Origin of the sequence: Yinghuangia sp. YIM S10712, from assembly GCF_051388935.1 — a bacterium.
GTDB lineage: Bacteria > Actinomycetota > Actinomycetes > Streptomycetales > Streptomycetaceae > Yinghuangia.
This window is the reverse complement of record NZ_JBPKBI010000005.1, coordinates 1-11701: the sequence shown is the minus strand read 5'-3', so window position 1 is coordinate 11701 and position 11701 is coordinate 1. Positions and strand designations below refer to the sequence as shown.

Below are 11701 nucleotides of genomic sequence, written 5' to 3'. Positions count from 1 at the left end.
CCCCCCCCCCCCCCCCCCCCCCCCCACCGCCGCGGGTCGCCTTTCCGGCTCCCGGCCTTCTCAGATGAGCGAGAGGGTCAGGGTTCCGGTGTAGGTGCCCGCCGCGGCGAAGGCGGGTGTGGTGAGGGTGAGCGCGGCGTCGGCGGTGAACTTGCCGCCGGTTGCCGCGGCCGGATCGGGGGCCTGCGTGCACAAGGTGGCGGCGGCCGAGCCCAGGGCGCCGGGCGTACCGTTGGCCACGGTGCTGAGGCTGCCCGGGGCGGCGGCGCACGACGGGGTCCACGCGATGTTGCCCGCGGGGATCTTGTCGGTGCCGTTGGCCGCGACCATGTCGGTCATCGTGCCGGTCAGGGACCAGCCCAGGTTTCCGCCGCGGCTGTCGGTCACGGTGACCTGGTTGAGGTTGGCCGTCAGTGTCTGCGCTGTTCCGTTGAGCGTCGCGGATCCGAAGTTGATCGCGTCGCCGGCCTGGGTCATGGTCAGCGGGCCGGCGTTCAGCGTCACCGTCGGGTGCTGTTGCAGGTCCGCGCTGATGGTGAACGGCAGGAGGTACTGCGGCGTCCCGGCGAGGTCGAGCAGCCTCACCCGAATGTGGGTGGTCGCCGCGGTCTGGATGGTGTACGGAGACGGAGCGAGGACGCCGTTGCCGTCCGTCATGTAGTTCTTCGACCCCGACTCGGTGCCGCCCTGCGCGTTGACGCCGTTCAGCCGCACCGTGCTGTTGGGCGGCAGGTTGCTGCCGCTGACGTTCACCACGGTGCCGACCGGTCCGGAGCTGCGGTCGACATTGAGCACCGGGTCGCCCTCGGGCACGAACTTGCTGACGTGCAGCGGGGCGGTCGCGGCCTTGGCGCCGTCGGTGACCTGCACGAGGTAGTCGCCGTCGGCGATACCGGTTGTCGCCAGCCTGGCGGTGCCCGTGAGGTTGCCGGACGCGTCGATGGTGACGTTCTTCGACGTGAACGCCGAGGCGACGCAGCCTGTGCCGTCGGCCTGGCACAGCGTCAGGGACGCCGTCGCACCGGAAGCGAAGTTCGAACCGGTCAACGTGATGTCGGTGCCGGTGTGCGCGGAAGGAGCCCCGAGGGTCAGTGTCGGGTTCTGCCCGGTGCCGCCTTCGACGGTCACGGATCCGATGCTGACGTCGCCGCCGGCGGTGACGGCGCACGGGGTGCTCTGGATGCCGAGCCCCATCGACGACAGGTCGGTCTGGGTGACCATGCTGACGACGGTGAATTCGATGACGCCGGTGACGCCGGGGGGCACCGTGAAGTCACCTTCATAGGGCGGCGCCTGGATCGGCTGCTGCGCCGGGACGTTGATGTTGGTCGTGGCCCCGGTCACGGTGACCTGGCCCGTGGCGGCACCGCGCATGGCGAGCGTGATGCTGGGCGTCATCGGGATGTTGGTGAGCGCGATGGGGCTCGTGGCCGGGCTCGGTCCGGTGGTGACCCGGGCGTGGACCAGCCCGCCGGAGGTCACCGTCGCCGGGGTCAACTCGACGGTGATCTCCTGCGGGCCCTCGGACGGCGCGACGATGGGCGGGGTGCAGCGGACCGTCGCATTGACCGTGCCGGCGTGCGCGGCCGGGGCGAGTGCCACCAGGCCGACGCCGGCTGCGGCCAACGCGCCGGCAACAGCCGAGGCGGCAACCCGGCGGCGGGTCAGTCTTCGCAACAAGTGACAGGTCTCCTTCGCGATCTAACGTGGCCTGCTTCAGCTCGTACGACTGCCGGGAGTGGGAGCCGCACGTATGCGTCCGGGGCCCGTGTGGCCGTGGCCTCGGTGCTGTGGTCAGAAATCCCGCAGCATCGCGCAATTTCTCAACGGGGGGTGGCGAAGTCAATACCAGAATTGGGCCTCGTGGATTCGACACGTGTCACCAAGATCAAAACCGATGCCTAGATCATCCGGGCTCGGAGTTGATTATGGGCAGGCCACCCGGAGATCACGCGAGGACTATCGACAAATGATTTTGGCGAGCCCATTGACAGTTAATCGGAATGCGGGCTTCACTGTGTGGCGTAGCGAGGTCGAGGACTGGTTCAAACCTGTTGGCCAGTCCTCGGGCTCGAAGCCACCCCGAGGCATTGATCGCTGCGTAATATTCTGCGCTCGGGGTGCTGATCGGTAATCGACGGAAACTGCTTTGCCGAGATGTCAGGAGTATCGGCTCGGCTGTGCCGTCATTCGGAAACCGCCCGGAACAGGAGATTCAAAAGATGATCCGTAAGCGTGCTGTTACCGCCTTGATCGGTGCCGCCAGCGCCGTCGCGCTGGGCGTCGCCGTGGCGCCCTCCGCCTCGGCCAACACCGTGAACCTCAGCCTCAACTGCGGTACCTGGGGGTCCGGCAGCGCGACGGTCGAGACCTTCGGGTCCGGCGGGGAGTTCACCTTGTCGTCCACGGTCCTCGCGCCGCAGGACGTCCCGGCCGGCATCCCGGTCAGCCTCACGTCGTCGGCCGGCACGTTCACCAGCACCACGCTCTTCGCGGCGACCGGTACCCCGGTGAAGTTCGACGACTTCAGCGGCCCCTCGGTCACCTCGGCGACCGTCAACAACACCCACGACTTCACGATCAGCCCGCCCGGTGTGCCCGCGGTGAACTGCGACGTGGTGACGGGTGGGACGATCACCTGGCCGTGACCCGGGCAGGTTGAGGTCCAGGGGCCACCCCGGGCCCGCCTGGAACCGTCCGACGGCACCCGAGCCCCGGGCGGTCGGCCGGTCCTGACCTGCAATGAAAGCGTGCCTTCGGCCGTTGTCGGCCGGAGGCACGCTTTCGGCGTTCCCGCCGCCGTCGGAAGGCTCGGCGAAATTCCCCGGGCTCCACCCGAGCAGTTTTCCGAGGGGGCCGGACCATCCGTACCGGATTTTTGGGTGGGATTTACCGATGATGACACGTGTCAATGGTGAAAAACGGTTTCCGACTTCTCGCGGAATTCTAACCGAGATTGCCTGCATGAATCGAGAGACGCACGGAAGGATTCCACCCGCGGCGGTTCAGGATCCTGCCGGAAAGCAATCTCCCGGGCGTCCACGTGTGCGGGTGGATCGCCGGGACACGGTTGTCGGGGCAGCGCAGGAGCTCGGCGCGAGAGGTGCCCGGGCGCTGCGGGGCGGGACCGGCCACGGTCCGTCAGACCGGATCGGTCGCGGGATGCCTGCGGTCGTCCCTGCTCGCCGGCTCCGGTACGCCCGATCGCGTCCCCTCGCTGCCGCTGCCGCTGGCGCGGAGCAGAGTGCCGACGAGGACCGCGGTCAGCGCCATCAGACCCAGGCTGACCAGCGCGATGATGCGCATCTCGCGGGCGAAGGCGTCGAACGCCGCATCGAGCAGGCGGCTGCCCGCGGGCGCGGGCAACGCCGCCGCGACGTCGACGGCCCCGCCCAACGTGTCGCGGGCCGCTTCGAGTTGTTCGTGCGTCATCCCCTCGGGGGCGTGGGCCTTGACGTCGGCGCGGTAGATCGCGGTGCCGATGCTGCCGAGGACCGCGATGCCCAGCGCTCCGCCGAACTCCGCCGCGGTCTCCGACATCGCCGACGCCGAGCCCGCGCGCTCGGGGGGTACGGCAGCGAGGATCAGGTCGGTGACCAGGGCGAAGACCGCGCCGATGCCCAAGGCCATGATCACGTTGGAAACGACCAGGTGCCAGGCCGAGGAGTCGGCCTGGATGCGCGACAGCACGCCGTAACCGACCGCCGCCGTCACCAGACCCACCACGATGACGTTCGGCTTGCCGATGCGCGGGTGCAGCGCAGTGCCGATCGCGATACCGACCGGCATCACAACGAACGCCGGCAGCGACCACAGCGCGGACTCCAACGGGCCCATCCCGTGCACCAGTTGCAGATACTGCGAGGAGAACAACCCGAAGCCGATCAGGCCCACCATCACAAGCCAGTTCGTGGCCAGGGAGACGCTGAACGCGCGGGACCGGAACAGTGAGATGTCGAGCATCGGATGGTCGATCACCTTCTGACGGCGCAGGAACACCGCGCCCAGTGCGAGGCCGACCAGGCCGACTCCGAGGTGCGTCCAGGAGAACCCGTCCTCGGCGGTCTTCTTGACCGCGTACACGACCGCGACGACCGACAGCACCGACAGGACGGCGCCGGGCACGTCGAAGCGCCCCGGCCGAGGATCGCGGAACTCGGGCAGCAGCACCGGGCCGAGCGCCAGAAGCAGCAGCATCACCGGCACGTTGATGAGGAACACCGAGCCCCACCAGTAGTGTTCGAGCAGCACGCCGCCGAGGATGGGGCCCAGCACGCCGCCGCCGGCGAAGCCGGCCGTCCAGATCCCGATGGCGGCGGTGCGCTGCGCCGGGTCATGGAACATGTTGCGGATCAGCGACAGCGTCGAGGGTGCCAGGGTCGCCCCCGCGACCCCGAGGAGAGCGCGGGCCGCGATGAGGGCGCCGGGGCTGGTGGCGTACGCCGCGAGCACGGACGCGACGCCGAAGCCCGCCGCGCCGGCGAGGAGCAGCCTGCGGCGGCCTATTCGGTCGCCGAGCGTGCCCATCGTGATGAGCAGGCCGGCGAGCAGGAAGCCGTAGGCGTCCATGATCCAGAGCAGTTCGGAGCTGCTGGGCTCCAGGTCGGTGCTCAGGAACGGCAGTGCCATGAACAGCACGGACATGTCCATCGACACGAGCGTGCAGGGCAGCACGAGAACGGCGAGGCCGACCCATTCGCGGGTCCCCGCCCGACCGCCCGCGGTTCCAGCCGGATCCGGCGTTGCCATGTCCACTCCTCGGTACGATGTACGCGCTTGCTGCGTACACCTTACGCACCTCGTCCCCTACGGCCCAGTCAATATTTTTCTGCAGCCTGGGCATGGTATTTCGACACGCATCCGATCGGCCCGATAGAATTTCGACACGCATGGATCGTGTGACGAAATTCGGAGGTTCGGTGACGGAGTGCGCGTGGTGCGGGGAGGCGATCGCACCTGCCGGGGGAGCCGGCCGGCCGCGTGATTTCTGCTCGCGTTCCTGTCGGGCGAAGGCCTACCGGGCACGCAAGCGCGGCCTCCATGCCGTGGGAACGGGCCAGGGGCCGGTCGGCCAGGGCGAGCACGTCTCGACGGCATCACAGCTCATGGACGGCGCGACGCACCTGTCGCGGGAGCGCATCGTGCGCGCCGCGATCGCCATCGCCGACGCGGAGGGGCTGGAGAACGTGCACATGCGGCGTCTGGCCGGTTACCTCGGCGCCGGCACGATGTCGCTGTACCGGTACGTCGGCAACAAGGACGAACTGATCGACCTCATGGTCGAGGCGACGTTCCACGAGATACCGCAGCCCGACCCCGCCCCGCACGGCTGGCGGGCCGGGCTGGAGTACACCGCGCGCCGCGACTGGGAGCTGTACCGCAGGCACCCGTGGGTGCTGCGGCACGCCATGGTGGGCTCGCGGATGCGGTGGAGCCACGCGGCCGCGGCGGATGGTGAGCGGGCGATGAGTTCATTCGACGGGCTGGGACTGGCCCCCGACGAGCAGTTCCGCATCCTGCTGATGGTCATGGCGTACACACAGGGATTCGCCCTGATCCACGTCAACGACGTGGAACTGACCCGGCGTACGGGAGCGACCGCCGAGCAGTGGTGGGGGCAGGAATCGGAGCGCCTGCCGCGCGACGCCATGAGCCGCGACTACCCGCGCGTCGCCGCGGTCTTCGACGCGGTGGAGCCCCTGCCGCTGGATCTGGAGGCTCGCTTCACCGAGGGGCTGCGCGGGATCCTCGACGGCGTCGATGCGCTGCTGGCACTGCGCGGCGGTGCCGGCCCGGGTCCGTCGGCTGCGTCGGCCCCGGGGGCACCGGCTCCGTCTCCGGGGTGACGCGTGGCGGCCGGAAACGGCCCGACAGACGACCGGCGAGCAGCCCCGCCTCAGGGAGGACGGGGCTGCTCGCCGGTCGTTTCGCGGCCTTGTCGGCCCGGCCGAGGACGGCCTCGGTGTTATGACGGACCCATCTGGCTGCCGCCTTCGGGGCGCCCGCGGTGCTGCGCGCCGGTGCCCTGCCGTCCGGCGGGTGCGCCGGCCTGCCACTCGGCCTCTTCGGCGCGCGACATCGCCCGGCGCTCCGGGCCCATTGCCTCACCCCAGCGGGCTGTCAGGGCGTACAGGACCACCAGGTCGAGCGCCATCACGACCACCGACCACACCGGGTGCGCGGCGAGGAAGCCGATCTGGCCGATGATGTTGAGGATGGCGAGGGCGACGGCCGTGTACCTGGCCCAGCTCTGTCCACCCAACAGCCCCATACCGACCAGGAGTTGGACACCGCCGAAGCACAGCATGATGACGCCCCACGTCGTGAAGCTCCACACCAGCAGATCGCCGGAAGCGGTCACGAAGTAGCCGTCTTCGAACAGCGCGGTGAAACCCATGATCAGATTCAGGGCACCCAGCGTGAGCAGCGTGAAACCGGCGAAAGCGACCCAGCCGGTCCAGGCGTTGAAGCCGCTCGTATTGCGTGCCATGGCGTGCTCCCAATCTCGGCCGGATCGGATCCGGCCTCGTCGGCAGGCCTGTGGGCCTCTCTTCGTCCAAGGTAATCCTGGCCGACGAAATGCGCCTTTTCAGGGCAAAAAGCGCTGTTTATTCGTTATGCCCGGTCGATGAGAGCCGCGCGAGAGGATGGGGCCGGCGGACCGACCCGGTGACTCCTGCGGCGCCAGGTGGGTCACCGCGCGGTCGGCGCCCGAGTGGCGGGCGGCCGTCGTCAGCCCTTCCTGCGCGACGCGGTAGAGCACGTCCTCGGCCTCCGGTGCGAGCAGCGGCGGGTGCGCCCCGATGCGGACCAGCACGGTGAGGCGCCGGCGGGACCAACCCCGGGCCCTACGGACCGAGCCGGGCCACGTGCCCACCGGCCGCGACATGCCGACGGCCCGGCCCCGTCGTGGGGCCGGGCCGTCGAGTGGCGTGGCGTGCGCGAATCGGCGCAGAACGCTGAAACGGGAGAAGCCCGTCCACTTCTCGCGGACCCTGATTGCGCGGTGCGCGGCCTACGAAGGACCGCTTCCCCGCGTCTCTCCTTTTGGGCCTCTCCCGTTGTGTCCAGTAGAACTCCAAGGAGCGCCGAGCGCAAAGGGTGACGCCGTACGCTGCCCGCAATCGTCGGAGGACTCAGGCGTCCTCGGGGCTCTCCCCGTTCACCGACTGGCCCGACGCCTTGGCCTGCTCCGCCTGCGCCTCCGCGACCTTGCGCTTGACCTCGTCCATGTCCAGGCCCTTGGCCTGGCTGATCAGGTCGACGAGCGCGGCCTCCGGGAGAGCGCCCGGCTGCGAGTACACCATGACGTTGTCGCGGACCAGCATGATCGTCGGGATCGAGCTGATCGAGAAGGCCGCGGCCAGTTCGGGCTGCGCCTCGGTGTCCACCTTCGCGAAGACGACGTCCGGGGTCTCCTCGGACACGCGCTCGAACGTCGGCGCGAACTGCCGGCACGGTCCGCACCAGGCCGCCCAGAAGTCGATCACGGTCAGTCCGTCGCCCGCGACGACCTCGTCGAAGTTGTCCTTGGTCAGTTCGACCGTGGCCATGTGCCTCTCCGTCCTGCGTGGATGCTGTCGAGCGGTGCAACGGTGCGGAGCGTCCGGGCATTCCGGGCGCCTCTGCGGCGCACCTTGCCCCCATCGTGCCCACAACCGGCACGACGATGCCGAGTGCCCGCCTTTCGACCCGGACCTGCCTGTCACCTCTGTCACTTGTGCCACATAGGCTGTGCGGACGCTGATTCCGCGCAGCGTTCCCTGAGTTCACCGCGTTCCCCCGAGTTCGCCGAGTTCCCAGGGCTGGTCACCCAGTTCCGCCCTCCGTCATCACCGCTCGCGTCACCCGCAGGAGCCCCGCCATGCGCTACACCCGCCGCAGCGTCGTCAGCCTCACACCGGCCGAGCCGGGCTGGGACCTGGAGTTGACCCGACCCGGCGCGGAAGCCATCCTGTGCCCGGTCATCGGCTGGGCCGTGGTCGTCGTCGACCTGCCCTCCGCAGAGGAGGCCGAGACGGCGATAGAACCGGCTTTCGTCTACGAGGGAGCCGTCTTCACCCCCGGCGAATTCGCCCACACGATCGGCGAGTTGGAGTACGCGCTCATCGAGCCCGAGGACTGACCGGACCGGTGGCCGGCGGCGTCGGCCGTGCGACGCCCGCGAACGCGTGGCGGAAGAACCGGCTTGCCCACGCGGTGCGTTGCCCCGGCGCCGCGCCCCGGCCGCCGTCCCGACCGGCCTGGCGGCCGTGGCTGCATGCGAGTTCGACCCGACTGACACGCGTCGGCGGGAGGCCGCACGCGTCAGCCAGAGAGGCCGGTACGCCCGCCGCGGCCCGGGCGCGCCGGGCGCGGTCCCGGGATTCTCCGAGCGCGCGGTCAGCGCCCGAGGTCGGCGAGGACGCCGTCGTTGAAGGCGGGCCACGCCTCGACGGCCCAGGGCCCGAAGTCGCGGTCGGTCAGGCACACGGTGGCCGCCTGCGCGGCGGGATCGACCCACAGGAACGTCCCACGCTGCCCGAAGTGGCCGAATGTGGCAGGGGAGTTGCGTGATCCCGTCCAGTGCGGTGCCTTGTGGCCGCGGATCTCGAAGCCGAGCCCCCAGTCGTTCGGCCGTTGGAGTCCGTAGCCGGGCACCACGCCGTCCAGGCCCGGAAACGCCACGGACGTGGCCTCGGCGACGGTCGCCGGCGCGAGCAGCTTGGGTGCCATGACCTCGGCCGCGAACCGGGCCAGGTCGGCGGCGGACGAGACGGCGCCTGCGGCGGGCGAGCCTTCGAGGCGGCTGTCCGTCATGCCGAGCGGCCGGAAAACCGCCTCGTCGAGGTACGCGGCGAACGGTATGTCGCAGCTTTGTTCGACGTGCCGGGCCAGCACCTCGAACCCGGCGTTCGAGTAGATCCGCCGTTCGCCGGGGCGGGCCATGACCCGCTCGTGGTCGAAGGCGTACCCCGCGGTGTGCGCCAGCAGGTGCCGTACGGTCGCCCCCTCGGGCCCGGCCGGCTCGTCGAGCTCGACGGCGCCCTCCTCGACGGCCACGAGCACGGCGTACGCGGTCAGCGGCTTTGTCACCGACGCGAGCCGGAACGGCACTTCGACCGGCCCGCGCTCGCCGAGGACGCTTCCGTCCGCGGCGACGACCGCCGCGGCGGCACGGGGGACCGGCCAGGACTCGATCACATGCAGGCTTTCCACGCGCAGAGCCTACGGGCCGACCTTGGCGGGGTCGGCAGGGCGGGGCGTCCGCGGCTGTGCGGGTGGTCGACGCGGGGGTGTGCAGGGAGCGGGGCGGTGGCGCTTGGAGGGGAGGGCCGAGGGAGGCGCCTGAGCAGCGTTGCGCGCGTGGGCATGTCCGCGACGCGAGTGGTTTCTGCGGGCGGGGCGACAGCGGCCGGGTGCGGGCCGGGGGAGGCCCGAGCAGCGTTGCGTGCGTGGGCATGTCCGCGACGGGCGGGTCGACGGCGTTCGGAGGCGGGCGCGGGAGACCCGAGCACCCTGGCGCGCGGGAACACTTTGCGATCCGAGTCGTCTCCGGTCGGCGCGCCTTGTGGCGCGCTGTCGCCCGGGCTCAGGTGCCGATCAGCGGGACGGTCGTGCGCATGAGCGCGGCGATCTCCGTCGCGCACGCCAGATAGGCGTCGACCTCGCCACCGCCGGGGTCTTCGACGTCCTCCCGGGCCGCGTCGAGGTCCGCCTTGTCGAGGCCCAGCCCGGCGACGCGCGTGGTGAGCGGCTCGGGGCCGGGCGGGAGGGCGGTGGCCAGTCGGCGCAGCGTGGCGGTCTTGGCGGCGGCGTCGGGGTGGTTGCGGCGGATGTACGCGACGTGTTCGCAGGCCAACGCGACGACGAGGTCGGCGTCCGCGAGGTGGTCGGCGGTCAGTTGCGTGCCCCGGTGGTGATCGGCGTTGGCGTCCAGTGACTCCAGGGCGCGCCGCGTACGCCAGCTCACCGGCTGCCCCTCGACCACGAACGTCCCGGCGGTTCGCACGCGCCACGAAGGCCGGGCCTGCGCCGCCAGGACACCCGCGATCACCGAACGTGTCGCGTTGCCGGTGCAGATGAACAGCAGGGAGGGGGCGTCGGCCATGCGGGCAGAGTAATGCGTGGTGCCGGGACGCCGACCGGCGGCAGGCTCCCGGTCAGGCGTCCTCGTCCTGCGGCTCCCCGACATCGTCGGGCTCCTCGACCAGCAGGTCCGCGTACTCGGGGTGCCGGTCGATCCAGCCCTTGATGAACGGACACAGCGTCAGGACGCCCCGCCCCTGGCTGCGGATCGAGTCGAGTGCGCCCTTGGCGAGGATGCCGCCCAGCCCTTGCCCCTCGTACTTGTCGTCGATTTCCGTGTGGGTGAACACGGTCACCTGCTGGGTGCCCATGTACTCCGCGTATCCGGCGGTCTCGCCGCCCACCCGGACCTCGTAGCGGTCGTTCTCGGGCACATGCACGACTGTGGCGTCCATCAGGCCCCCAACCTCGATCGGCTTCGGTCTCCCGCGTTCGGCGGTATTCGGAGTTCTCCGACCATTCGACCCTACGTGTTCGGCGCTCGCGAGCCGGAGTCGAACGGCCGTGCGGTCTGCGTGACGCGCGCCCCAACGCCCGGCAAGCGGGGTGTGAATTCATCGCCACCTTGACGAATTCCGGGAACCGGCTGGTGAGTTCGGCCGTCAGGGACGGGTAATCAGCCCGCGCAGGGCGGCACCGGGACCGGGACAGGGGGCACGCAGGGCATGGCGGTACGCGCACGTCGCGGGGCAACCGGATCGACCAGGCTCGTGCCGGTGCTCGCTGCCGCCTTGGGGTCGGCCGGTCTGGGCTGGCTCGCCTTTGTCGGCATAGGAGGCGGCCGGGAGCCTTGGGCCCTCGCCGTCTGCTGCGGTGCGGGCGTGTCGGCGGCAATCGCGACAGCGGTGCTGCGTGCCCGCGACACGCGCCGAACGGCGGGCATCCGGTTACGCGAACACCGCGACCGCGCGGCATGCGCCGTGCGACGACGCCTGGAGAAGATGGACCCCGTCCGGCTCGGTGCCCACATCGCGGAACTGTGCCGCCGCGACGGCCTCACCGGCGTGACCACCACCCGCGTGCCCGACGACGCGCACTCGGTCGACGTCACCGGCACCCTTCCGTGCGGCGCCCGCGTCGCGGTGCGCTGCCGCAGCGCGACCGGCTCGGCGCTGGTATCCGGCTCGACCGTGGCGCAGCTCACCGCAGCCGAACAACACCACGGGTTCGCTCTCATCCTCGCCACCACCGCGGGCGGCTTCTCGCCGCGCGCCCGCGCACTGGCGGCCGCCGGCGGCTCGCTGCTCCTCGACCGCCGCGCGCTCGCGGTCTGGGACCTGGGCACGGAGATCCCCGCGCCACTGCGTGGGCTCCGCCCCCCGCCCGCCCCCTCCCTTGTCCCGGGAACGTTCGCCGAGACCTGAGGGTGCCTCGCATGGTTCCCGACCACCTCAAAGGATGGAGAGCCACCGCGTTCGACGCATGTTCGAAACTGCGCGGCACGATTCAACGCCGAAGTCGAGCGACGACGAAGCGGTCGGCGCGTTGGTCAGCCGCAACAGCCTCAGCCGCAACAGCCTCCGCCGCAGCAGGCGCCGCCCCCGGAGGCGGGTGGGGTCGGGGCCGGGGCGGTTGAGCCGCGGGTGCCGGAGATGGCCACCGCCGACAGCAGCTTGACCGTGTCGTCGTGTCC

General features: G+C 70.7%; 12 protein-coding genes. 4 read left to right on the top strand and 8 right to left on the bottom strand.

Annotated features, from left to right (window positions below; all coding sequences use genetic code 11):
* Positions 1–60: 60 nt before the first annotated feature.
* A complete protein-coding gene (locus ACRX5W_RS13590) occupies positions 61–1680 on the bottom strand; it encodes a WxL domain-containing protein (RefSeq protein WP_436788351.1) in 1620 nt (539 codons plus the stop codon).
* 542 nt (positions 1681–2222) lie between these two features.
* On the opposite strand from ACRX5W_RS13590, the gene ACRX5W_RS13585 reads away from it, so the two are divergent.
* A complete protein-coding gene (locus tag ACRX5W_RS13585) occupies positions 2223–2648 on the top strand; it encodes a hypothetical protein (protein WP_436788350.1) in 426 nt (141 codons plus the stop codon).
* A 493-nt stretch (positions 2649–3141) separates the two neighbouring features.
* On the opposite strand, the gene ACRX5W_RS13580 is transcribed toward ACRX5W_RS13585, so the two are convergent.
* A complete protein-coding gene (locus ACRX5W_RS13580) occupies positions 3142–4749 on the bottom strand; it encodes an MFS transporter (RefSeq protein ID WP_436788349.1) in 1608 nt (535 codons plus the stop codon).
* A 296-nt stretch (positions 4750–5045) separates the two neighbouring features.
* Here ACRX5W_RS13580 and ACRX5W_RS13575 point away from each other — a divergent pair, with 296 nt between their 5' ends.
* Positions 5046–5846: a TetR/AcrR family transcriptional regulator gene (locus ACRX5W_RS13575; RefSeq protein WP_436788348.1), complete on the top strand. Its 801-nt coding sequence runs from the start codon at positions 5046–5048 to the stop codon at positions 5844–5846.
* 119 nt (positions 5847–5965) lie between these two features.
* Here ACRX5W_RS13575 and ACRX5W_RS13570 read toward each other — a convergent pair whose 3' ends face one another.
* The 3 genes from ACRX5W_RS13570 to trxA all read right to left on the bottom strand — a co-directional run bounded on the left by ACRX5W_RS13570 (position 5966) and on the right by trxA (position 7709).
* Complete coding sequence (locus tag ACRX5W_RS13570) at positions 5966–6490, bottom strand: DUF7144 family membrane protein (RefSeq protein WP_436788347.1); 525 nt, start codon at positions 6488–6490, stop codon at positions 5966–5968.
* Positions 6491–6589: 99 nt separating this feature from the next.
* The gene (locus ACRX5W_RS13565; RefSeq protein WP_436788346.1) at positions 6590–6817 is read right to left on the bottom strand and encodes a hypothetical protein; all 228 of its coding nucleotides are present in this window, start codon (positions 6815–6817) and stop codon (positions 6590–6592) included.
* Between the two features lie 319 nt (positions 6818–7136).
* Complete coding sequence (gene trxA, locus ACRX5W_RS13560; protein ID WP_436788611.1) at positions 7137–7709, bottom strand: thioredoxin; 573 nt, start codon at positions 7707–7709, stop codon at positions 7137–7139.
* 155 nt (positions 7710–7864) lie between these two features.
* Here trxA and ACRX5W_RS13555 point away from each other — a divergent pair, with 155 nt between their 5' ends.
* Positions 7865–8125: a hypothetical protein gene (locus ACRX5W_RS13555; RefSeq protein ID WP_436788345.1), complete on the top strand. Its 261-nt coding sequence runs from the start codon at positions 7865–7867 to the stop codon at positions 8123–8125.
* Positions 8126–8382: 257 nt separating this feature from the next.
* On the opposite strand, the gene ACRX5W_RS13550 is transcribed toward ACRX5W_RS13555, so the two are convergent.
* The 3 genes from ACRX5W_RS13550 to ACRX5W_RS13540 form a co-directional block, all read right to left on the bottom strand.
* A complete protein-coding gene (locus tag ACRX5W_RS13550) occupies positions 8383–9198 on the bottom strand; it encodes a serine hydrolase domain-containing protein (RefSeq protein WP_436788344.1) in 816 nt (271 codons plus the stop codon).
* 373 nt (positions 9199–9571) lie between these two features.
* On the bottom strand, positions 9572–10090 hold the full coding sequence (locus ACRX5W_RS13545) for a hypothetical protein (protein WP_436788343.1): 519 nt from the start codon (positions 10088–10090) through the stop codon (positions 9572–9574).
* 52 nt (positions 10091–10142) lie between these two features.
* A complete protein-coding gene (locus ACRX5W_RS13540; protein WP_436788342.1) occupies positions 10143–10463 on the bottom strand; it encodes a GNAT family N-acetyltransferase in 321 nt (106 codons plus the stop codon).
* 321 nt (positions 10464–10784) lie between these two features.
* Here ACRX5W_RS13540 and ACRX5W_RS13535 point away from each other — a divergent pair, with 321 nt between their 5' ends.
* Positions 10785–11432 (top strand): restriction endonuclease, encoded by a 648-nt coding sequence (locus ACRX5W_RS13535; protein ID WP_436788341.1) that lies wholly within the window; start codon positions 10785–10787, stop codon positions 11430–11432.
* Positions 11433–11701 lie beyond the last annotated feature (269 nt).

Coding starts and splice junctions, on each gene's coding strand:
- ACRX5W_RS13545 (WP_436788343.1), bottom strand. CDS start 10,090: ATGGCCGACGCCCCCTCCCTGCTGTTCATCTGCACCGGCAACGCGACA.
- ACRX5W_RS13555 (WP_436788345.1), top strand. CDS start 7,865: ATGCGCTACACCCGCCGCAGCGTCGTCAGCCTCACACCGGCCGAGCCG.
- ACRX5W_RS13585 (WP_436788350.1), top strand. CDS start 2,223: ATGATCCGTAAGCGTGCTGTTACCGCCTTGATCGGTGCCGCCAGCGCC.
- ACRX5W_RS13570 (WP_436788347.1), bottom strand. CDS start 6,490: ATGGCACGCAATACGAGCGGCTTCAACGCCTGGACCGGCTGGGTCGCT.
- ACRX5W_RS13540 (WP_436788342.1), bottom strand. CDS start 10,463: ATGGACGCCACAGTCGTGCATGTGCCCGAGAACGACCGCTACGAGGTC.
- ACRX5W_RS13580 (WP_436788349.1), bottom strand. CDS start 4,749: ATGGCAACGCCGGATCCGGCTGGAACCGCGGGCGGTCGGGCGGGGACC.